At 42.9% G+C, this 19,609-nt stretch carries 18 protein-coding genes and 1 other RNA gene; 18 read left to right on the forward strand and 1 reads right to left on the reverse strand.

Going from position 1 to position 19,609, the window contains the following annotated elements; all coding sequences use genetic code 11:
- Positions 1–12: 12 nt before the first annotated feature.
- Positions 13–636 carry a V-type ATP synthase subunit D gene (locus B4J50_RS04255; RefSeq protein ID WP_024822367.1) on the forward strand — a complete coding sequence of 208 codons (624 nt, stop codon included), beginning with the start codon at positions 13–15 and terminating at the stop codon, positions 634–636.
- Positions 637–771: 135 nt separating this feature from the next.
- Here the strand turns inward: B4J50_RS04255 and B4J50_RS04260 are convergent, their stop codons facing one another.
- Positions 772–1,581, reverse strand: a complete 810-nt coding sequence (locus tag B4J50_RS04260) for a CheR family methyltransferase (protein ID WP_286846621.1) — start codon at positions 1,579–1,581, stop codon at positions 772–774.
- 118 nt (positions 1,582–1,699) lie between these two features.
- On the opposite strand from B4J50_RS04260, the gene rnpB reads away from it, so the two are divergent.
- The 17 genes from rnpB (at position 1,700) to B4J50_RS04345 (ending at position 19,605) form a co-directional block, all read left to right on the forward strand.
- An RNA gene (gene rnpB, locus B4J50_RS04265) (RNase P RNA component class A) lies at positions 1,700–2,041 on the forward strand.
- 137 nt (positions 2,042–2,178) lie between these two features.
- Positions 2,179–2,604, forward strand: a complete 426-nt coding sequence (gene mraZ, locus B4J50_RS04270) for a division/cell wall cluster transcriptional repressor MraZ (protein ID WP_024822365.1) — start codon at positions 2,179–2,181, stop codon at positions 2,602–2,604.
- Entirely contained in the window at positions 2,604–3,524 is a 921-nt protein-coding gene (gene rsmH / locus B4J50_RS04275) for a 16S rRNA (cytosine(1402)-N(4))-methyltransferase RsmH (protein ID WP_286846599.1), read from the forward strand. The genes mraZ and rsmH overlap by 1 nt, the downstream gene beginning before the upstream one ends.
- A gap of 16 nt (positions 3,525–3,540) precedes the next feature.
- Complete coding sequence (locus B4J50_RS04280) at positions 3,541–3,951, forward strand: hypothetical protein (protein ID WP_286846597.1); 411 nt, start codon at positions 3,541–3,543, stop codon at positions 3,949–3,951.
- A 40-nt stretch (positions 3,952–3,991) separates the two neighbouring features.
- A complete protein-coding gene (locus B4J50_RS04285) occupies positions 3,992–5,653 on the forward strand; it encodes a peptidoglycan D,D-transpeptidase FtsI family protein (protein WP_286846594.1) in 1,662 nt (553 codons plus the stop codon).
- 27 nt (positions 5,654–5,680) lie between these two features.
- Positions 5,681–7,177, forward strand: coding sequence for a UDP-N-acetylmuramoyl-L-alanyl-D-glutamate--2,6-diaminopimelate ligase (locus tag B4J50_RS04290; protein ID WP_286846592.1), 1,497 nt, complete (start codon positions 5,681–5,683; stop codon positions 7,175–7,177).
- 1 nt (position 7,178) lies between these two features.
- On the forward strand, positions 7,179–8,588 hold the full coding sequence (locus B4J50_RS04295; protein WP_286846590.1) for a UDP-N-acetylmuramoyl-tripeptide--D-alanyl-D-alanine ligase: 1,410 nt from the start codon (positions 7,179–7,181) through the stop codon (positions 8,586–8,588).
- Positions 8,581–9,534: a phospho-N-acetylmuramoyl-pentapeptide-transferase gene (gene mraY, locus B4J50_RS04300; RefSeq protein WP_286846588.1), complete on the forward strand. Its 954-nt coding sequence runs from the start codon at positions 8,581–8,583 to the stop codon at positions 9,532–9,534. Before B4J50_RS04295 ends, mraY begins: the two co-directional genes overlap by 8 nt.
- Positions 9,535–9,569: 35 nt before the next feature.
- Positions 9,570–10,946, forward strand: coding sequence for a UDP-N-acetylmuramoyl-L-alanine--D-glutamate ligase (gene murD / locus B4J50_RS04305; protein WP_286846586.1), 1,377 nt, complete (start codon positions 9,570–9,572; stop codon positions 10,944–10,946).
- On the forward strand, positions 10,943–12,085 hold the full coding sequence (locus B4J50_RS04310; protein WP_286846584.1) for an FtsW/RodA/SpoVE family cell cycle protein: 1,143 nt from the start codon (positions 10,943–10,945) through the stop codon (positions 12,083–12,085). Before murD ends, B4J50_RS04310 begins: the two co-directional genes overlap by 4 nt.
- On the forward strand, positions 12,082–13,164 hold the full coding sequence (locus B4J50_RS04315; protein WP_286846582.1) for a UDP-N-acetylglucosamine--N-acetylmuramyl-(pentapeptide) pyrophosphoryl-undecaprenol N-acetylglucosamine transferase: 1,083 nt from the start codon (positions 12,082–12,084) through the stop codon (positions 13,162–13,164). The genes B4J50_RS04310 and B4J50_RS04315 overlap by 4 nt, the downstream gene beginning before the upstream one ends.
- A complete protein-coding gene (gene murC, locus B4J50_RS04320; RefSeq protein ID WP_286846579.1) occupies positions 13,165–14,592 on the forward strand; it encodes a UDP-N-acetylmuramate--L-alanine ligase in 1,428 nt (475 codons plus the stop codon).
- Between the two features lie 3 nt (positions 14,593–14,595).
- Complete coding sequence (gene murB / locus B4J50_RS04325) at positions 14,596–15,513, forward strand: UDP-N-acetylmuramate dehydrogenase (protein WP_286846577.1); 918 nt, start codon at positions 14,596–14,598, stop codon at positions 15,511–15,513.
- A 118-nt stretch (positions 15,514–15,631) separates the two neighbouring features.
- Complete coding sequence (locus tag B4J50_RS04330) at positions 15,632–16,303, forward strand: hypothetical protein (protein WP_286846575.1); 672 nt, start codon at positions 15,632–15,634, stop codon at positions 16,301–16,303.
- Positions 16,304–16,333: 30 nt separating this feature from the next.
- Positions 16,334–17,647, forward strand: a complete 1,314-nt coding sequence (gene ftsA, locus B4J50_RS04335) for a cell division protein FtsA (RefSeq protein WP_024822352.1) — start codon at positions 16,334–16,336, stop codon at positions 17,645–17,647.
- Positions 17,648–17,669: 22 nt separating this feature from the next.
- A complete protein-coding gene (gene ftsZ, locus B4J50_RS04340; protein ID WP_286846573.1) occupies positions 17,670–18,818 on the forward strand; it encodes a cell division protein FtsZ in 1,149 nt (382 codons plus the stop codon).
- A 124-nt stretch (positions 18,819–18,942) separates the two neighbouring features.
- A complete protein-coding gene (locus B4J50_RS04345; protein ID WP_286846571.1) occupies positions 18,943–19,605 on the forward strand; it encodes an SPOR domain-containing protein in 663 nt (220 codons plus the stop codon).
- The last annotated feature ends 4 nt before the right edge of the window (positions 19,606–19,609 follow it).

The following is a 19,609-nucleotide window of genomic DNA, read 5'->3' on the forward strand; positions in this document are numbered from 1 at the left end:
GGGTGACGAAGTATGCCACGGTTGAACGTCAACCCCAACCGGATGGAGCTTTCTCGTCTAAAAAAACGACTCGTTGTAGCTAAACGTGGACATAAGCTTCTTAAAGATAAGCAAGATGCCTTGATTAAGGCCTTTCTTGAACGTGCTCGCGAAGGGAAGGCATTGCGAGAGGAGCTTGAGGTAGAATTGGGAGATTGTTACCATAGTTTCCTTCTTGCCCGGGCTCAGACGTTACCTGCAATGCTGGAGCAGGCTCTTATGATTTCAGGGACACGATGTAATTTGAAAGTACAAGAACGCAATGTCATGAGCGTTGTTGTACCTGAATATACTGTAGAGCAGCAGGGAGAGGCTTTAAGCTATGGGCTTGCAACGTCTCAAGGGAGTTTGGACGTCGCTTTAGAGCGATTCTCCAAGTTAATTCCTAAGCTCATTGCTTTGGCAGCAAAAGAAAAGGCTATTCGGCTTATGGCTTCTGAAATTGAAAAAACGAGACGTCGAGTCAACGCTTTGGAACACGTAATGATACCTAACTTTAACGAAACTATTCGGTATATTACGATGAAGCTAGATGAACAGGAGCGGTCAACTCTCAGCCGGTTGATGAAAATTAAAGATATAGTGCGTTCACATTAAAACAAGAAGGCCGGGAAATTAAATTTTCCCGGCCTTGTCTTTTTATAAAAATCAGAGGAATATAATAAAGGTCATGTTTTTGCTCTGCTCCGGTATTTCCCACGAGAGCATAGGGGTTTCTACAGAGAGAGGATATCAAGGAAGGGTTTTTTTATACAGAAATGGCCCGGCAGATTCAAAACCTAGCGCCTTATGTTCAAAAATCTGTTCGGTAGATCCCACAAGAAGAAAACCGCCAGGACGGAGGGCTTTGTAAAATTTTAAATAAAGATTTTTCTTAGTCTCTGTGGAAAAGTAGATAACGACATTTCGACAGAGGATGAGGTCAAAATCTTGTCCAAATGGGTTGTCTATTAAATTGAGTTGTTCAAAGTTGACTCGTTTCTTGACTCCTTCCTGTATGGAGAAGATTTCCTCATTTATCTTTGAAAAGTATTTATCAACGTACTCTTGAGAAAGGTTGGCTAGCTGCCGTATGTGATATTCTCCTTTCTGTGCAATTTTAATTGCTCCTTCATCTATATCGCTGGCGAGTACATAAGGGGGGCAATGAAGTTTTGTTTCCATAGACAACATCGCAAGAGAATAGGGTTCTTCTCCTGTAGCGCTGCCAGCACTCCACAACTTTAGTCTTTTGGATCCCCGAGTTTTAATTAATTCAGGTAGAACCTTGTTTTGAAGATCATCCCATCGAGGGGGGTTCCTAAAGAATTCCGATACATTAATCGTAAGATAATCGAGAAATTCTCGAAGTTTTTTTTCTTCTTTTTTTACTAAATCAAAATATGCATCATAATCGGTTATGTTCCATCTTTGCATTAACATGTGTACGCGACGGTGGATTTGATTTTTATAAGAATTTAGATCAAGCCCAGTCAAAATTCGTATCTTCTTCTTAAAGTTGTTGTATGCAGGAGAATCATAGTTTTTTTCTAGCTCGTCCATTTTCTCACCTCAATTAAGTTCTAATCCGATTATTACGCATAGTTTATGAAACATATATACCATATTTATAGGATTTTGCTCTTTCTCAAAGAATAAAAAATGTTAAAATAATATATAAGGAGTATTTTAGATGGCCGCTGCACCTTTGGGTGTAGAGGAAAGTCCGGGCTCCATAGGGCAGAGTGCTGGATAACGTCCAGTTGGTGCGAACCAAAGGAAAGTGCCACAGAAAGAAACCGCTTTCTCGCAGTAGAAAGTAAGGGTGAAAAGGTGGGGTAAGAGCCCACCGGGTGTCGGGTAACCGATATGCCAGGCAAACCCCGCTCGGAGCAAGGCCGAATAGAGGGGAAAGAGGCGGCCCGCTGACCCCTGGGTACGGTCGCTTGAGGAGTACCGCAAGGTATTTCCCAGATAAATGGTCATCTCTTACACAGAACCCGGCTTATAAAATGCTCCTTTATTATAGTTTGATGAAAAATAAGCCTGGAGGACTATTGTTTTATTTATTTTTTAGTCCTCCAGGCTTATTTGTTTTTATGTGTAGGTGCTAGTGTGGGAGAAAGTGGTAGAAAATGTCATAAAGTGGGAGGTTTCCCCATGTTAGTGGGAACTTACGAACACCGAGTCGACGCTAAAGGAAGAACGGTTATTCCTGCCAAGTTCAGGCAGGAGCTCGGGGAGTGTGTTGTTGCCACTATAGGTATAGATCGATGTGTTTCTCTCTATCCCATGGAGGAATGGCAAAAGGTCTTGGAAAAACTCCAAAGTTTGCCTTTTTCAAAGAGCAAAACCAGAGGGCTTATGCGAATTATGCTTGCTAGTGCTCATGAATTGGCTATTGATAGTGCCGGACGTATCCTTATCCCCCAGATTTTAAGGGATCATGCAGAACTTCTGACTGATGCTTTTTTTGTGGGGATAAGCGATCATATAGAGCTTTGGGATAAAGGTATTTGGGAACAGTATAGCAAAACTGTTCTTGATGAGCTGCCAGAGATAGCAGAAGGGATAGATGGATTCTAATGGTAGAGCATATTCCAGTTATGATTAATGAGGTAGTAGAGCATCTCAAGCAGATACCGGTCCCACGTGTGATAGTCGACGCGACATTGGGGTTGGGAGGATATGCAGAAAGTATCCTTACACAATTTCCGGATGTTTTGCTTATTGGTGTGGATAGAGATGAGCAAGCTCTTTCTATGGCTCGTGACCGTTTAGCTGCGTTTGGAGACAGAGTTCACTATTATCTTGCTCCCTTCAGTAGACTTGTTTCTGTGTTAGAGAAAGAAAAAGTAACTCCTGATGGAGTTGTTTTTGATTTAGGAGTTTCTAATCTGCAATTAAGCCTTCCGGAACGAGGCTTTTCTTTCCAACAAGATGGCCCTTTAGATATGCGCATGGAAAGTTCTAAAGAAGTTGAGGGGCTCCGTGCTTCTGACGTAGTAAATACTTTTTCAGAAAAAGATTTGGCAGATATTTTTTGGAAATACGGAGAGGAGCGATATTCGAGACGGATAGCATCTGGTATTGTCAAATATAGAAAAGAAAACGGTCAAATCTCAACTACTGCGCAACTTGTAGAGGCCATTAGAGCCTCTCTCCCGGCACCTGTTCAAAGGAAAATGGGAGGACATCCAGCTCGGAAAGTATTTCAGGCCCTCCGTATTTTTGTAAATAATGAACTTGTTGAATTGGAAGAAGGGTTGCAGGCTGCTATCGAAAAAGCAGCAGATAAAGGAGTTATTATTGTTGTTAGTTACCATTCTTTAGAAGACCGCATTGTTAAGTACGCCATGAGAGACTGGAAAAACGAAGGTAAAGGCATTATTTTAACCCGCCATCCTCTCATTCCTACAGAAAAGGAAATAGAAGAAAATTATAAGGCTAGAAGCGCTAAGTTTCGGGCATTTATGAGAGAAGTAGATATGGAAGAGGATTCTTAAGGGAGGTGTGCACACCGTGTATGATTCCCAAACATGTGAGTATCCCTGTGAATCGGCACGAAAAGTCAGCCCGTATTTTATCTTTTTCATTTTAGCTATGGTTGTGTCTTTTATTGGTTTGGGCATATTAAGGTTGTACTCTAACCGACTTGAGGCTCGTCTTCATGCTATTAATTTGCAAATAGAAAGTTATGAGATGCAGGAAACAGAGATGCATCGTGTGCTTTCTTCTTTAACTTCTCCAGAGGCTATTTACGGCTACTCCCAAAAGAAACTAGGCATGGTTGCTAATGTAAAGACCGGAGTAGTTCATGTAGCGAGAATACCCGCTTTAAAGGAAGAAATGGAGGTCGCTTCTATAGCTTCGAGTCATGGATGGAACTTATTGTTTTCACTCTTCTCTTCTCCAGCCACAGCAAAAGATTAGGATAAATTGACTTTATACTTTGGAGCAGATTGAAACTAAAATGAAACGAAATTTCTGGTTAGGGCCTTGGCCGTGGGTATTTATCTCTTTTATTGTAGTTTTAAGCAGATTATTTTTTGTGCATTGTATGCCGGATGATCGTGTTATTCGGCAATCTCAGCGGCAATATTGGAGTGAGGTCCCTGTTAGCACCACTCGTGGATCTATTGTCGATGTTCATGAAAATCCTTTAGCTATGTCCGTGCCAGCATATAGTTTTTTTGTCGATCCAGCTTTTTGGAACCCTTCTAACGGTAAATCGTTGTCAGGATTACTTCCTTCTGAGGTTGTAGATAAAATATCAAAGCCACTTGCTGGCCGTTTTCATTGGATTGCTCGAAAAATAAGTAAAGAAAAAGCTGACGCCATCATGGCACTAAATTTACCCGGACTCTATCGGCTACAAGAAAAAAAACGTCTTTATCCACAAAACTCTCTTTTAGCACATGCTATTGGATATTGTGATATTGATGATCGCGGACTTGCAGGAATAGAGCTAGTTTGGGATCAGATATTATATTCTCCCCCAGGCATCCGTTTTTTTATAAAAGAAGCTACAGGGCGTGCGATAGATGTATCTACAACGTTATCTGACCTTGAAAAAATAGAACATAAAGGCAGAATTCGCTTAACAGTGGATATGCGTATCCAATATATTTTGGAACAGCGTCTCCAAGAGGCAATAGATAAAAATCAAGCTCGATGGGGAGCTGCTATCTGTATGAATCCTTCTACAGGGGAACTATTGGGATTAGCTAGTGCCCCTTCTTTTGACCCTAATAATAGAATGGATTTGCTCAATAAAAATAAAGTTTTTAATAATGCTGTAAGCAGAGTATACGAACCAGGCTCTACCTTTAAGCCAGTAATAGTGTCCATAGCATTGGAACGTAAAGTAACGTATGCTTCGGAAGTCCTCTCTACACCTCACAGAATTAAAGTTGCAGATGGATCTATTTCGGAGTCAGGTAATAGTAATTGGGGGTCCTTATCTTTAGGAGATATCGTGGTAAAATCTTCAAATGTTGGGATGGCACAAATAGGACTTCGGATCCGCCCCTTTGATATGTATAACAGTTTAAAAGATTGGGGTTTGGGGGTAGTGCCTGGAATAGAACTCAACGGGGTGGAGGCAGGGTTGTTGCCATCACCAGACCAGTGGAGGGGCGTTGTCCCAGCTAATATCGCCATAGGGCAAGGTATTGGAGTTTCTCCTCTTCAGCTTTTAACCGCTATGAATGCCATAATCAATGGTGGAGAATTATTACGTCCCTATATAGTGGCAGATGTTATAGATAGCCACGGGAAAAAAGTTTACGAAGGGAAAAAGGAAGTTATACGTACAGTTGTCACCCCTTCCATTGCGACATGGCTGCGAAAAGTTATGAGGGATGTAGTAGTGCGCGGAACAGGCAGGTTAGCGGATACGCCGGTAACTACTGTAGCAGGTAAAACTGGAACTGCCCAAGTTGCGGAAAAAGGTGTTTACGCTAAAAAAAGATGGGTGGCATCTTTTATAGGTTTTTGGCCTTATGAATCCCCTAAGTACGCTATGCTTATAGTTGTAGGCGAACCCTCTAAAGGGCAGTATTATGGTGGAAGTGTAGCCGGGCCAGTTTTTAGATCTGTCGTAGAAGATATGGCGCAATTAAACATTTTTTAAATTGGCAAGAGAGAGGCAGTGAGAGGAATGTCTGACCTGCAGAATATAATAAAGATATTAGAGGGGAACGGAGAAATAGAACAAATTGTTTTCCCCTCAAAGGAGAGCTTGCCTATCACGAGTATTTTTAGCAATAGCAGAGAATGTAATCCAGGCTCCCTTTTTTGTTGTATACAAGGAGAAAGGCATGATGGCCATCTTTTCGCTGCAGACGCAGTCCAGCGAGGCGCCATTGCTTTGTTATGCAAGCGCCCTTTAGAGATAAATGTCCCTCAAATTATTGTAAAAGATGTTCGATGGGCCATGGGGTATGCGGCAGCTACTGTATATGATTGTCCGTCTGAGCATTTAGCCATGTACGGTGTAACCGGAACAAATGGAAAAAGTACTTCTTCTTATATGATGCGAAGTGTTTTACAAGCTTCAGGTGAGAAAAGCGGTCTTATGGGTACTATTGTTTATTCTGATGGAGATGTGGAGGAAGAAGCGAGCCGTACAACTCCGGAAAGTTGTGATGTTCAACGATATCTTGCCCGTATGGTAAGGAATGAGTGTAAAAGTGCCACAATGGAAGTATCTTCTCATGGAGCAGTCCAAGGGCGACTTAACGGTTGTTTTTTTAGCGGCATGATTTTTACTAATTTAACTCCAGAGCATCTAGATTATCATGGAGATATGGAACATTACTTCATGGCTAAAAAAAGCATTTTTGAAAAATACGTCAGTCATGATTGGTGCGGAGCCATTAATGGCGATGATGAGTACGGGAAAAGGCTTTTATATGAATATAAGGATCGTTGCTTGTCTTACGGATTATGTTCTTGTGCTGGTCATGATGTCTATCCTACGTGGCTGGGAATGGGACTTTCAGGTCTTCAGATGGACGTCCGCTTGCCGGCGGGGGAATCCTTAGAATTAGATATTCCTGTTACAGGGCGTTTTAATGTCTATAATGCTCTCGGTGTTATTGCTCTTGCTTATGGGGTAGGAATAAATATGCCCACTATAAAAAGAGGCTTGGAAACTATGCCCCAGGTTCCTGGCAGAGTCGAGAAATATTTTTTTGAAAATGGTGTTTGTGCCGTAGTAGATTACGCACATACTCCAGATGCTCTTCAGAACGTTTTGTCAGCGATGAGGGAAATCTGCAAAGGTCGACTTATCTCTGTTTTTGGACATGGGGGAGAGCGCTATCACGGGAATCGTCCTCTTTTGGGACAAGTGGCATCTGAAAATGCAGATGTAGTAGTAGTAACTATGGATAACCCACGTAGCGAAGACCCTGCTCAGATAGCAGAAGAAATAGAAAAAGGTTTTACGTCGTCATTGTTGGAGCACTATCGTATTTTGAATCGCCAAGAAGCTGTCGGAACAGCCCTCTCTATGGCTCATCCCGGAGATATGGTGGTAATAAGCGGGAAAGGGCCGGAACATTATATTTTACTTCAGGATAAACGAATTCCATATAATGATTCAGAAACCATTAAAGAATGGGGCATGAAGCAGGGATTGAGGTGGCAATAAAATGAAATGGCAACTATGGAAGATATCAGATTTAGCTGGTTCTATAGGTGCTACTTGGTCAGGTAGTGACATAGTAATTCCTGACTTTTTTTGTGTTGATAGCCGAGAGGTTTATCCTGGTTCAGCCTTTGTTGCTGTTCGAGGAGCTAACCAAGATGGGCATGACTATATAATTGATGCTTTACATCGTGGGGCGACCCTTATTATTGCTGAAAAGGGGCGCGTGCCGAAAGGAATATCTTTTGATGGTAGGGCCTATATAGAAGTAAATGATTCCGTGACCGACATGGCTCGTATGGCTTCTGCCTATCTCAAGGCAGTTGCTCCGCAAGAAGTTGTTGCTATTACAGGGAGTGTCGGGAAAACAACGACGAGGGAAATTATTAAAAAATGTTTAGAGAGGTTCCCTTTTGCGTATGGAGCAGAACGGAGTTTTAATACGCTCATAGGATGTTCTCTCACTATTTTAGGAATGTCGTCAGGAACTGAAGTCTTAATTTTGGAGATGGGAACCAATAAACCTGGAGAAATTGCAGAGATGGTTCAGTACTTCCCCCCCACAAGAGCTATCATAACGGAGGTAAGCTCTGCTCACCTCGAAGGGTTGAAATCTTTGGAGGGAGTTATAGCTGCTAAACTTGAAATCCTCCAATCGTCAGATATAAAGACTATTTTCTTTAACGAAGATAACAGATTGTTAACTCAAGAGATTCTTCAACATCCTGGAGAGTATGAAAAAGTTGGGGTGGGGTATATCCACGGTCTCTATCGGATAAAAGAAGCTGATTTTCATATAATAGATGGCTTGCCTCGTCTGAAAACTGTTCTTTCAACTCCAGATGGAGGGGCTCACGAGATTTACACGGGGTTATGGGGAACACATGCTTCGTTATCTATTGCCTTTGCTCTGGCCTTATGTTCAGAGTTGCATTTCTCTCTAGAAGAGGCTATTCATGGTTTAGAGACTATGAGTGCTCTGCCTGGCCGGGGTGTCGTTATGGTATTGAAAAACGAAGCTATACTTATTGACGACTCATACAATGCTAATCCTTCCTCTATGGATGCTTCCCTTACTACTCTTTTAGATCTTCCTGCGACAGGGCGAAAAATAGCTGTTCTAGGGAGTATGAAGGAATTAGGAGAGGATGACACGCGGCTGCATGAGGAGGTTCTCAAGAAAGCTCTTGCTTTAGACGTGTTATTCCTCATAGGAGAGGAATGGAAAGACCCGTATCTGAAACTATCTGATGAAGAACGGAAAAGAGTCGCATGTATTGCTGATTTGAAAGCCTTAGGAGCAGGACTTTTATCGAGACTCCATAAAGGGGATCTTCTCCTCGTGAAGGGATCTCATATCCATCGTTTGGATCTTGTGGTCTCGTCTCTAGTGGGAGGGAACAAGAATGAATAGACTCTTCCTCTTCTTTTTTATATTTTTTCTCTCTTTATTAATAGAGAAGTTATGGATTCGAAAATCATGCGAAATGGATATGTCTCAGGTGCAAAAAAATTATGGGCCTCAAAGCCATATTTTAACGAAGAGCAAAACTCCTTCTATGGGAGGTCTCATGTTTTTAGCGGTATCTTTTTTGTGCTTATTTCTTTTCCCATTATCCAATGCAGGAACATGGCATGAGTCTTTTGTTTTCTGGATACTCCCTTGGGGAGCTGCTCTTATCGGTTTTATCGATGATTGGATTAAATACAAAAAACACTCAAGCGAAGGTCTCCCCAGCTTAGGTAAACTCGTAGCCCAGATACTTCTTGCCTTACCGTGGGCCTTTTGGGTCGGATGGTATAAAGGGATTTATTTATGGCCTAATATGGAATTATCTCTATGGCTTGGTGTTCCCCTTCTTGCCTTCATAGCTATCGGGATGTTGAATGCCGTTAATGTGACCGATGGGCTTGATGGTTTAGCTGCGGGATCGGTCATTCTCTCTCTTGTGGCATTCCTTGTCTGGCTTCCTGCTGCTACGTATGTACGGAGCGGAGGAATTGTTACCCTTGCAATGTGTCTGGCTTTTCTTTGGTATAATTCTCATCCTGCGGCTGTATTTATGGGGGATGTCGGTTCTCATTTTTTGGCAGGGGTTCTTATCTCTCTCTGTGCGTTAAGTGGCTTCTTAATGGCAGTGATTCCTCTTGGCTTTATTTTTGGTGTTGAGATCCTGACTGTTTCTATACAATTGATAGCTATTCATAAATTCAAGAGAAAAGTTTTTAAAATGAGCCCTCTTCATCATCATTTTGAACTTACAGGGTGGAGTGAAGATCAGATTGTAACCAGATTTTTGATTCTTCATGGTTTAGGGGCGATTGTCTGTATCTTCTTTTTGATGTCTTGGTGGGCATGAATTACCTTATGATAGCGAGAAAGAAGGCACACACTATGGGTACGATCCAATCATACGAAGGAGAAAAAGTAACGATTCTTGGGGCCGGAACAAGTGGGCAAGGTCTAGCTTTCCTAGCCCGTCGTCTCGGTGCGCAAGTTTTTGTGACGGAACATAAAGAATCACTCCCTGACCATGTTGAAAAGGCCTTCCATGAAAATGGGATAGATTGGGAAACAGGAGGGCATAGCGAAAGAGCACTTGACACGAATGTATTAGTTGTAAGCTCAGGAATATCTCCATCTGTTCCTATTATTCAGAAGGCTTTAGGTGCCGGCGTTCCTGTTATGGGGGAACTAGATTTTGTAGTGCCCCATCTTCAAGGGAAAATTATTGGGGTCACAGGGAGTAATGGGAAGAGTACTACAACTGCTTTGACAGGATTCGTATTGGAGAAGTGCGGGTACAAGGCAGTAGCAGCTGGAAACATAGGCAAAGCACTTTCGTGTTGTGCTGAGGAAAATTGGGATTATATTGTTATTGAACTGAGTAGTTTTCAGCTTGCTTGGGCTCATAATTTACATAGCCATATAGCTATTGTTACAAACCTGGCTCCTGACCATATCGATTGGCATGGTTCCTACGAAAAATATATAGAAGCAAAGGCTCGTCTTATTCATTTGCAGGAACCTGGTCAGTGGGCGATAGTACAAAATCGCGATGTTAGGGCTCTTGAAGCTCATAAAAGATCCCATGTAGCTTCTCTTTTTTGGGAAGGGCAACAAGAGAAGTTACAAAAGACTCATGCCTTTATTCGAATGGAAGATAAAGGAGCCTTTTTTTGTACTGATGGGGTAGACGAGTTGCTTTTTCGTTATGAAGATACATCCCTCATTGGTCGCCATAATTTGGAAAATGTGGCTATGACAATGGCTGCTCTTGCTTTAGGTGGAATGAAATGCTCTGCAGCGTCTCACTTTGTAGCGGATTTTAACCCTCTATCCCATCGCTGTACCTTTGTAGCTGATATAGGCGGGGTTCGCTATATTGATGATTCTAAAGGAACCAATGTAGCTGCTAGCTCCACAGCTCTTTCTTCAATAGAGGGGAAAAAGGTGGTAATTCTTGGCGGCAAGGGGAAGGGCGAGGATTACGGTCCTTTAGCTGAAGTCGTAAAAAAAGAAGCGAGAGTAGCCATTATTCTGGGAGAAGAGAAAACGAAGATTCTCCAGGCCCTTGAAAATATTGGCTTCTCAAATTGTATTGAAGTTGCTGATATGGAAGAGGCTGTTCGCATGGCTATGAAAGCAGCTTTGCCAGGAGAGACAGTACTTCTTTCTCCAGCTTGTACCAGTTGGGACATGTATTCGAGTTATGAGAAAAGGGGTGAACATTTCCAGCACCTCGTAAAACAATATGGAGGTAAGCGGTGAGCGAAGTCTTAATGGATCAGACTAGAGGCCTGAATGGCACTTATGAAAAAATTCAACGGGTAGATCCCTTTCTCTGGATTATCCCGCTAGTCCTTAATTGCTTTGGTCTTGTTATGATTGTTTCTTTAACTTCGCCCCACTCCATGGAGGTATGGGGTTCTCCTTTTGTAGTGGGTTTTCGCCAGGTGCAGTGGAGCTTTTTGGGACTTACCGCTATGTTTCTGATATATTTATTCCCTATTGCCTTTTGGGAGCGTTTAAGTGCCTACCTGTGGATGGCCGCTTTTTTGCTTTCTTTCTGTACGCTAATCCCTGGCATAGGCATTGAAGCTGGTGGAGCTCGGCGGTGGATAGACATTGGCACTCTTCAATTTCAACCTATAGAACTTCTTATTTTTGCAGTTGTAATTCATCTTTCTAAATGTCTGTCGAGATCGGAAGAGGCACCCTTGAAGATGTTTTTGGGCATCACTTTAGCGGTAATATTTATTTCCATCACTCCTCTTTTGCTTCAACCGGACATAGGCGGAATGCTTCTGCTTTCGATTATCTGTATGGGGATTCATGTAGAAAACCGCGGATGGGGCTATCCTCTTGTAATAGGTTCTGCAGGACTAGCCTTGTTATTCCCATTTATTATCAGAGAAAGTTACCGTTTAAGGAGATATGTTGCTTTTTTAGATCCTTGGAAAGAGCCATTGGATAGCGGTTTCCAGGTTATACAGGGGCTTGTAGCTTTTGCTAATGGGGGCCTTTTAGGGGTAGGAATAGGGAAGGGGCTCCAGAAAATGAACTATCTTCCAGCAGCCCACACAGATTATATTTTTGCGGCTATAGGGGAAGAATTTGGCTTTATTGGCACCGGTCTTGTCGTTATTCTTTTTACTATGTGGGCATGGCGCTGTTTTAAAGTATACAAGCAAGCTCCCTCTCCTTTTCTAAGGACTCTGCTGTGGGGACTTGTTATTTCTGTTCTATTGCCTTTTTTTATCAATGTAGGAGGAGTTACTAAATTGCTTCCTCTAACAGGAATGCCTTTGCCTTTTATGAGTTATGGGGGAAGTTCACTCCTTATGATGTGGATACGCGTTGGTCTTATTGTAAGAATTACTAAAGAAATTGTGGGTACGCCATCATGAAAAAAGTACTTTTAGTGGCAGGAGGAACTGGTGGACATATTTTTCCTGCGTTAGCATTAGGGCAATGGCTTCAAAGGGAAAAAGCGGAAGATATACACGTTATGTATGCATGTGGTTCAAGACCTCTTGAATTAGAGATGTATAGACAATCTGGGGTAGAGCCAATAGTTCTTCCGATAGAAGGATCTCCTTTTGGTATAAAGAAAATAAAAACGATATCCCGTCGCTCCTTGGGGATATGTAAGGCGATAGGGAAGTCTATGGCTTTAATGAAAAAAATGCGACCAGATTTTTGCCTCCTTTTCGGGGGATATGTTTCCTTTGCACCATTGATAGCAGCTCTTCTTTGCCGAGTTCCAGTGGCGGTTCATGAACAAAATACTATTGCTGGAAAGGTTACTCGAATTGCCCATAAACTTCATCTTCCTATTTTTTCTGGCTGGCAGGAATGCGAACCTTTTCAAGCGGATAGTTTTTATTATGCAGGTATTCCAATTAGAAACTTTCAGAAGGTTGACCGTAGAGAAGCTTGGAGTAAACTAGATGTGGGGATTGATATCCCCGAGGGCCCTATCATTGGGGTTCTTAGCGGTTCGCTCACGAGTTCGCCTCTTTTTAAAGTTATATGTGAATTGAGCGCAGAACCAGAGTTTCGTCACGTATCTTTTCTTGTTGTTGGAGGCAAAGGGATTTGTCCCAATTCAAATACCATGATAGCCGTTGAAAGACAGTGGGATATGTCTATAATCTATTCGGTTGTTGATATAGTTATTGCGAGAGCAGGGGCATCTACCCTAGCGGAATTATTAGCTTGTGCAATCCCTTCTCTTATTGTTCCTTGGGGAGGAGCTGCTGATGGGCATCAGTTATCTAACGCACGGCTCTTCAAGAAGCTAACAGGAAACTATGTATGGGATGAGTCTTCTCCTGCGCAGGTCTTGAAACAGAATCTTGTCCAATGTTTATCACAAGAAAGAGACGAGAGCGCAAAAGGGGGGGCCCTGGTTCCATGGCAGAACCAGAGTTGCGAATTGATCTGGAAAACCTTGATCTCGTTGGTGCGAAGGGAGAGTCTGTAATTGGACTTGAAAATAAGAAATCTTGACGGTGTTGAGAGAATACATTTAATGGGGATAGGCGGAGCTGGTATGAGTGGACTCGCTCTCTTGCTGAAAGACCTTGGTTATGATGTGAGTGGATGCGATGTTAACTGGACCTCCTATGTGGATAAAGTAGTACGAGATGATATCAGTTTCATGCTCCAACATGGGAAAGAGCATCTTGATGAGCTGAAACCGGATTTGTTGATCTATAGTAGTGCCATCCCTGATGACAATGAAGAGCTTTGTGAGGCTTGGCGTCGGGGGATTCGAATAGCGAAAAGGGGAGAAGTGCTGAGCTGGATATTTGATGCGCGGTTTGGTATTGGCATAGCTGGAACTCATGGTAAAACCACTACTTCGTCTATGATAGCTTTAATTCTGGAGCAATCTGGATTGAGTCCTACCTTGGCTATTGGGGGAGAACTTTGTGATATAGGTGTCAATGCAAAGTTGGGAAAAGGGCCGTATATGGTGGCCGAGCTTGATGAGAGCGACGGTTCTTTTGAAGGCTTCCATCCTAATATAGCTGTGCTTACCAATGCGGACTGGGATCATGTTAATCATTACCCGACGTTCGATAGTGTTATAGATGCTTTTAATCGTTTTCTTGTTAATCCCAAAGAAGACGGAGTTATAGTTCTCTGTGCTGAAGATGTGGGTTTAATGAAAGTTATGGAACGAAATCAGGGGAAAAACGACAGGAAAGACATTATAACCTACGGTTGGGGCAATGCATGGGACTGGGGGGCCTATGATGTGGAGCATGTGCCTGGGGGAGGGGTGTCTTTCTCTGTCTCTAAAAAAGGGGAATATGTGGATCAGATAGAGCTTTCTGTTTCAGGAGATCATAATGTTATGAATGCTCTCGCTGCTTGTGTTGTAGCAGATCATCTTGAAGTGCCATTCACTATTATTAAAAAAACCTTAAGATCTTTCCGCGGAGCTAAACGCCGTATGCAATATATAGGAGCTATTAATGGCGTGGATATATATGACGATTATGGACATCATCCTCGAGAGGTCGCTGCTACTCTGAATACGTTAGGGCAAATGTTCCCTGGCAGAAGGTTGAACATTATTTTTCAACCCCATCGTTACACTCGTACTGCGGCTATGTATCGAGATTTTGCTGAAGTGCTTTCTTCAGCCGGGCGCTTATTTCTTTTGCCAGTATATCCAGCCGATGAGGAACCCATAGAGGGAGTTAATTCTGCTTTGATTTGTACAGAGCTTGATCGTCGAGGGTTCAAAAATTACCGACTTTGTTCCGATATGTTCGATGCGGTGTCTCTCCTTAAGGACACGTCTTTGCCAGGAGATGTGATTGTGACTGTTGGTGCGGGAGATGTTCCCGCTGTAGGGGAGATGCTTCTGGAAGAAATTGAGAAGAAGCAAGTGGTGTAATGGATGGGAAGTAGTTATCTCAGTGCCATTTTGGAAAAACATTTTATTGGTCCTATTAAATTAGATATTTCTCTTGGTCCTTTGACAACTTTGGGAGTTGGTGGAAAGGCGGATATTTGTTTGTGGCCGGCTACGGCTGAGGATTTAGCTTATCTGTACCATATAAAGGCCCAAGAGGCTTTCCCTCTTTATATATTAGGAGGAGGAAGCAATGTTATTATTTCCGATAAAACGTTGCATGGAGTAGTGCTTTGCACTCGATATATGTCTTCTTTTTCAGTAGAACGTCAAAGTGATAAGGCTTACATAGAAGTAGGGGCAGGTCTTCCTCTTTCACATCTCGTAGCTTGGAGTCATCGTTACGGTTTTAGTGGGTTGGAATTTGCCATAGGTATTCCTGGGACAGTAGGAGGCGCTGTAGTAGGAAATGCAGGAGTAAAGGGAGAGACTGTTTCTCAGGCTATTTTATGGGTTGAGACTGTTGACGGGGAAGGGCACGTTTGTCGATGGAAGAAAGAGGATTTGGAATGGGGATACCGAACTTCAGAGCTTAGAGATAAAGACGTGTTCGTTTCATCTTGTGGAATAGAACTACGTGCGGAGAGTATTGAGTTAGTGGAAGCTAAAATGAATGAACATTGGATAAAACGCTCTTCGCAACCGTACCATTATAAAAGTGCCGGGTGCATTTTCAAGAACCCGGAAGGCGAGAGTGCAGGCCGATTACTCGATATTTCAGGGTGCAAAGGGCTTAGAGTAGGGGATGCTATAGTCTCAGAGGCCCATGCCAACTTCATACTAAATGCGGGGCAGGCCACGGCAGCAGATATATTGGCCCTAATAGAAAAGTGCCGTAAAATAGTGATGGAGCGGACGGGATATATGTTGGAACTCGAAGTGAGGATATTTGAGTTGGGGTAACGCATAGAGGTAGTTGAGATTGAAACGATGGCTGCTGTTCTTTTCATGTATATGCGGGATACTGTATAGCATAGAATCTATCTTCTTTCTCCTCTCGCCTCAAAGCATAGAGGTCCATATGCCTGATCTATATTCTGAAAAAATATTTTGGTCTCACCTGAACTCTTCTAGCCTGAGATATTGGCCAGTAGCATTGAAGCAGAAAGATACATTAACGGAAGAAATAGAATCTGAAATACCAGTAACTTTTTCTATGGCAGTTTATCCCTTTCAAAGTATTAAAGTGCAGGCAGAACCACTCCATGTTTGGCTGGTTCTGGTGTGGGGGAACATTACGTGGTATGTAGCTCCAGATGGTAGAATTTGGGATGGGCAAAGCCCTGTCAGTAAGTTTGTATGCGGAGAGCAGAAACCAGACGTTCCTGTTTGGTATTTGAAAGAAACGTTCCCTACTCCAGCAGAGGGATTTGGAGAAACCAATAAAGTTGTCTATCGAAGTGTCCTCCCTCTAGAGTCTTTGAGAAAATGGGTTCAAGAAATCGAAAAAATTAATTGGGGAGGTACCGTTTCTAAGGTTGTTCTAGGAAGAAGGGCAGGTAGTTATAGTTTTATAATTCAAGTAAAATGGAAAGAGAAATATTTTACCGTACTCTTAGACGAGAGAGTTGAACGTTGGTTTAGCATAGCTCAAGCGTTGCCTCAAATATTGAAGGATTCTCCAGCAGAATATAATCACATAGAAATAGATGCGACCTATGAAGAGAAAATCGTTGTAAAAGCAGCAATATGAAGTAGATAGTACGAAGGGAGCGGGAATGAAGTGTACAGAGAGCCAGAAATAATAGTGGGGCTGGATCTAGGTACGAGTAAAATAGCAGTTGTCGTAGCGGAAAGGGATTCCCGTTTCCAGGATGCCCAAATTATCGGCATAGGACTAGCACCCTCTCAGGGAATTCGCAAAGGACTGATTGTCAATCTGGAGCAGGCTATTCAATCTGTACGAATGGCAGTTCAAGACGCCGAGAAAATGGTAGGATTTGAAATAGGAGAAGCGACAGTTGCTTTCAGCGGTATTGATGCAGCTAGCGTAACATCTCGGGGTATGGTTTCCCTTGGGCGCGTCCCTCGACAAGTAGGCATCCAGGATATAGAACGGGTTATAGAAGCCGCTCAAAGTGAGCTGGCTGTCCCTTCGAATCGAGTTACTCTCCATACAATTCCTGTAAAGTACTCTCTTGACGGCAACAGTGGTATCGATGATCCTTTAGGCATGACGGGCATACGTCTTGAGATTGAATTACAGTCTGTGATCGCTCCTACATCAGTTATACAAAACATTATTAACTGTGTAGAAAGCGCCGGTATTACTGTCAATGGCCTTGTCATTAAATCTCTTGCCAGTGCTCTTGGATCTTTAACTGACGAAGAGATGAGGACAGGAGCGGTTTCCATATGTATAGGTGGAGGAACAACGGGAGTTGCGATGTTTGCTGATGGTCGTCCTGTTCGTTTATCTGTAATTCCTATTGGTGGAGACCATATTACCAATGATCTTGCTTATGTGCTGAAGATTCCTATTAGCAAAGCAGAAGAGATTAAACAACAAGTTTCTCTTTTCCCAGAGGAAAATAAAGAGGCTTTGGAAGTTGAAGCGCGAGGCCGAACGAAAACTTTAAATGCAGAAGATGTGGTGGATGTGATTTCCTGCCGCCTAGAAGAGTTACTTGTCGATTATGTGGGCAAAAGCATTGCTGACATGAATATTCATATGTTCCCAGCGGGTATAGTCCTTTCTGGCGGGGTAGCGAGATCAGAAGGTGTTGAACCTTTTATTTCAGAAACTTTAAATTTACCAGTGCGTGTTGGGAAACCTCTTGATAGTTTTCAAATGCCTCCTGGGCGTAATGATTGTGAGTATACCACGGCTTCTGGAATTATTAGATATATTATGAATAAAGAACGTAACCCCTATCGGTATATCGAAGCACCAATCGAGGTTCTTCGATCAGGAGGCGTACCCGCTTTTATAGCGGCAAAAAGAGGAGGACATCATAAGAATCCGAAAAGCGTGAACGGAGAAGGCTTTCGCCATTTCCTCGAGATGGTGAAGAAATCGATGAAAGAACTTTTCTGATGTATTGTGGGGTGGAAGAGGTATGGAGCATGTTTTTCAGATAGACGATGCGACGAGGCCTCATCGGGAAAACATTAAAGTCATAGGTGTTGGCGGTGGTGGCGGGAATGCTTTAAACCATATCATACGAAGTGGCATAAATGGAGTGGAATTTATTGCTGCTAATACTGATATGGCTTCTTTAGGGCTTTCTGAAACAAAAGCACGGATTATTTTAGGAAAAGAGCTGACTCGCGGCTTAGGCGCGGGGGCAGATCCCGAAGTAGGGGCGAACTCTGCAAAGGAGTCTATCGAGGAGATTCGGCAGCTCGTTACTGGAGCCGATATGGTTTTTCTCACTGCCGGAATGGGCGGGGGGACAGGGACAGGAGCAACTCCTGTTATAGCAGAGGTTGCGAAGGAGTCCGGCGCTCTCGTAGTTGCTGTGGTTACAAATCCCTTTTCCTTTGAAGGGAAACGAAGGAAAAATCAGGCGGCTCAAGGGATTGTAACCTTGAAAGAAAAGGTCGATGCGCTTCTTGTGGTGGAAAATGACCGTTTGTTGGAAATTGCCGATAAAAAAACAGGTTTAACAGAGGCTTTTCAGCTTGCAGATGAAGTTTTGCGTCAAGCGGTACAGGGGGTTACAGATCTTATCCTTCGCCCGAGTCTTATTAACGTTGATTTCGCTGATGTGAGAACTGTTATGAAAAATGCAGGTTCAGCGATTATGGGTATAGGAGAAGGACATGGGGATAGTCGGGCGGAGATGGCAGCAAAAGCTGCTATTAATAGCCCTCTAATGGCAACTCCTATGGATGGAGCTAAAGGTATTCTTTTCAACATTACTGGCGGCAGTGATATTGGTATTCACGAAATTCAACAGGCAGCGGAGGTTATTAAAGGCAAAGCTGATGAGGATGCCACAGTAATTTGGGGACATACTATCGATGATTCTATGGAAGACAAGATGAGAATCACCGTTATAGCTACTGGTTTCTCTGAGGAAAAAGAGAGAAAAGGAGCACCTTCTAAAAGTGTGAGAACGAGCAGCCGTTCAGCCAATGTTGTTTTGGAAGAAGCTGAGGTGGTTTCTGCACCAGAAGAAGATCTTTTTACCATGAGTGGTGTCCCTAAAACTCCTTACGATATTCCGTCGATTGTTCGGAGGTCCCAACGTTCATCAAAATAATTATAAAAGATGCTCGAATGTCTAGAGAACATGTTTTGAGTTGAAACGTAACGGGCGGGGATCCCTTATGATTGATTCCTGCCCTTTTTAACTTCATGAAAAAGCTAGGATAGGAGGTCTTTCTATGTCAGCTCGTGAGAATCGAAGACAAAGAGATAAGAAACCGATGTTACCTTTTGGCGATTTGATGCTACCTATTATCGGTCTCATAGCTGTAGGTCTTTTAATTGTGGGAATTAAGTTCTTTTTTCTCTCTGGCCCTGTCAGAGAGGCACATAAACCGGTAATAGCTCAGGAGACCACGAACACTACGCCTACGTCTTCTACTCCTTCTCCAGTGGCTGAATCTTCAAACACAGCTATTTCCGCTCAGCCATTACCAGAACCTTCTCAGCAAGGGAGCAGCGGTAAAATAACTACGGCGGGTCCCGTCGTTTCGCAGGAGGCCCCAACTCAAACAGCTCCTTCTACAGGGGTAGCAGCTCCTGTTTCTGGGTTTTCTCAGTCTGTCGCTGTTCCCAGGACAAAAGATATTAAGCCAGTTTTAGCTCAAGAAGGCCAATGGGGTGTCCAGATTGGTTCTTTTAAAAATGCTGAGGCAGCGGAAGGGGTAAAACAAAAAGTTACGAAGCAGGGGTATACGGCTTTTGTATCGAAAGCTGTGGTAAAAAATGCTACATATTATCGTGTGACGGTTACTGGTAATAATAATAGAGATGAAGCGGAAACCCAGGCTTCTCGTCTAAAACAAGCGGGCTATCCGGTTCTCATCGTTCGTCTTCGTTAGTTGG

It is taken from the genome of Aminobacterium sp. UBA4908, from assembly GCF_002398115.1.
GTDB lineage: Bacteria > Synergistota > Synergistia > Synergistales > Aminobacteriaceae > Aminobacterium > Aminobacterium mobile.